This is a genomic window from Stenotrophomonas maltophilia group sp. Smal32, assembly GCF_030237085.1.
GTDB lineage: Bacteria > Pseudomonadota > Gammaproteobacteria > Xanthomonadales > Xanthomonadaceae > Stenotrophomonas > Stenotrophomonas maltophilia_Q.
Genome location: NZ_JASJSI010000174.1, coordinates 1 through 2,500, shown reverse-complemented (window position 1 = coordinate 2,500; position 2,500 = coordinate 1). Strand labels below are relative to the sequence as shown.

General features: G+C 54.2%; 2 rRNA genes (1 of these 2 cut by a window edge). Both read left to right on the top strand.

Annotated elements, in window-relative coordinates:
- Positions 1-2,256, top strand: a 23S ribosomal RNA gene (locus QRO91_RS21705); it begins 624 nt to the left of the window's first position.
- A 125-nt stretch (positions 2,257-2,381) separates the two neighbouring features.
- Positions 2,382-2,496: ribosomal RNA gene (gene rrf, locus QRO91_RS21700) — 5S ribosomal RNA — on the top strand.
- The last annotated feature ends 4 nt before the right edge of the window (positions 2,497-2,500 follow it).

The window sequence follows — 2,500 nt, the reverse complement described above, 5'->3', positions numbered from 1 at the left end:
TGATAAGGGCGCATAGTCGCGGGCAGTAGACCCGAAACCGGGTGATCTAGTCATGCCCAGGGTGAAGGTGCGGTAACACGCACTGGAGGCCCGAACCCACTCCCGTTGCAAAGGTAGGGGATGAGGTGTGATTAGGAGTGAAAAGCTAATCGAACCCGGAGATAGCTGGTTCTCCTCGAAAGCTATTTAGGTAGCGCCTCATATGTATCCTCTCGGGGGTAGAGCACTGTTATGGCTAGGGGGTCATCGCGACTTACCAAACCATTGCAAACTCCGAATACCGAGACGGACTGTATGGGAGACACACGGCGGGTGCTAACGTCCGTCGTGAAAAGGGAAACAACCCAGACCCACAGCTAAGGTCCCAAATTTTGTGCTAAGTGGAAAACCATGTGGAAAGGCACAGACAGCCAGGAGGTTGGCTTAGAAGCAGCCACCCTTTAAAGAAAGCGTAATAGCTCACTGGTCGAGTCGGTCTGCGGGGAAGATTTAACGGGGCTAAGCACAGAACCGAAGCTTGGGGTGCATAACTTTGTTATGCGCGGTAGAGGAGCGTTCCGTAAGCCGTTGAAGGTGGATTGAGAAGTCTGCTGGAGGTATCGGAAGTGCGAATGCTGACATGAGTAACGATAATGCGGGTGAAAAACCCGCACGCCGAAAGCCCAAGGTTTCCTTGCGCAACGTTAATCGGCGCAGGGTGAGTCGGCCCCTAAGGCGAGGACGAAAGTCGTAGTCGATGGGAAGCAGGTTAATATTCCTGCACCTCGCGTAAGTGCGATGGAGGGACGGAGAAGGTTAGGTGTACCAGGCGTTGGTTGTCCTGGGGAAAGGCGGTAGGTTTGGATCTTTGGCAAATCCGGGATCCTTTAAGACCGAGCACCGAGACGAGCCTTTATGGCGAAGTCACTGATACCACGCTTCCAGGAAAAGCTCCTAAGCTTCAGCTTACGCAGACCGTACCGTAAACCGACACAGGTGGGTAGGATGAGAATTCTCAGGCGCTTGAGAGAACTCGGGTGAAGGAACTAGGCAACATGGCACCGTAACTTCGGGAGAAGGTGCACCCTTTTTGGTGGCTCGTGCGAGCTATAGCTGAAGAGGGTCGCAGTAACCAGGCCGCTGCGACTGTTTATCAAAAACACAGCACTCTGCAAACACGAAAGTGGACGTATAGGGTGTGACGCCTGCCCGGTGCTGGAAGGTTAATTGATGGGGTCAGCCGCAAGGCGAAGCTCTTGATCGAAGCCCCAGTAAACGGCGGCCGTAACTATAACGGTCCTAAGGTAGCGAAATTCCTTGTCGGGTAAGTTCCGACCTGCACGAATGGCGTAACGACAGCGGCGCTGTCTCCACCCGAGACTCAGTGAAATTGAAATCGCTGTGAAGATGCAGCGTTCCCGTGGCAAGACGGAAAGACCCCGTGAACCTTTACTATAGCTTTACACTGAACGTTGAGTTCGTCTGTGTAGGATAGGTGGGAGGCTATGAAACTGTGGCGCTAGCTGCAGCGGAGCCATCCTTGAAATACCACCCTGTCGTGCTTGACGTTCTAACCTGGGCCCATTATCTGGGTCGGGGACCGTGTATGGTGGGTAGTTTGACTGGGGCGGTCTCCTCCTAAAGAGTAACGGAGGAGCTCGAAGGTACGCTCAGCGCGGTCGGACATCGCGCACTGTGTGCAAAGGCATAAGCGTGCTTGACTGCAAGATCGACGGATCAAGCAGGTAGGAAACTAGGACTTAGTGATCCGGTGGTTCTGTATGGAAGGGCCATCGCTCAACGGATAAAAGGTACTCCGGGGATAACAGGCTGATACCGCCCAAGAGTTCATATCGACGGCGGTGTTTGGCACCTCGATGTCGGCTCATCACATCCTGGGGCTGTAGTCGGTCCCAAGGGTATGGCTGTTCGCCATTTAAAGTGGTACGCGAGCTGGGTTCAGAACGTCGTGAGACAGTTCGGTCCCTATCTGCCATGGGCGTTGGAGATTTGAGAGGGGCTGCTCCTAGTACGAGAGGACCGGAGTGGACGAACCTCTGGTGTTCCGGTTGTCACGCCAGTGGCATTGCCGGGTAGCTATGTTCGGAAGCGATAACCGCTGAAAGCATCTAAGCGGGAAGCGCGCCTCAAGATGAGATCTCCCGGGGCACAAGCCCCCTGAAGGAACCATGTAGACTACGTGGTTGATAGGTCAGGTGTGTAAGTACAGCAATGTATTGAGCTAACTGATACTAATGATCCGTGCGGCTTGACCATATAACCTCAAGTTGCCTTGGCTTTACGACAACGTCGTAAGAGCATCCAAGTGCACGCTACGTCACAAGAACTATGCGAGGCTGGCGCCTTGTCCCACGGGACGAGTGCGACTCTCCAAAAGCCTCCCTGGTGAAATTAGCGCTGTGGAACCACCCGATCCCATCCCGAACTCGGAAGTGAAACGCAGCTGCGCCGATGGTAGTGTGGCTCAAGCCATGCGAGAGTAGGTCATCGCCAGGGTTTA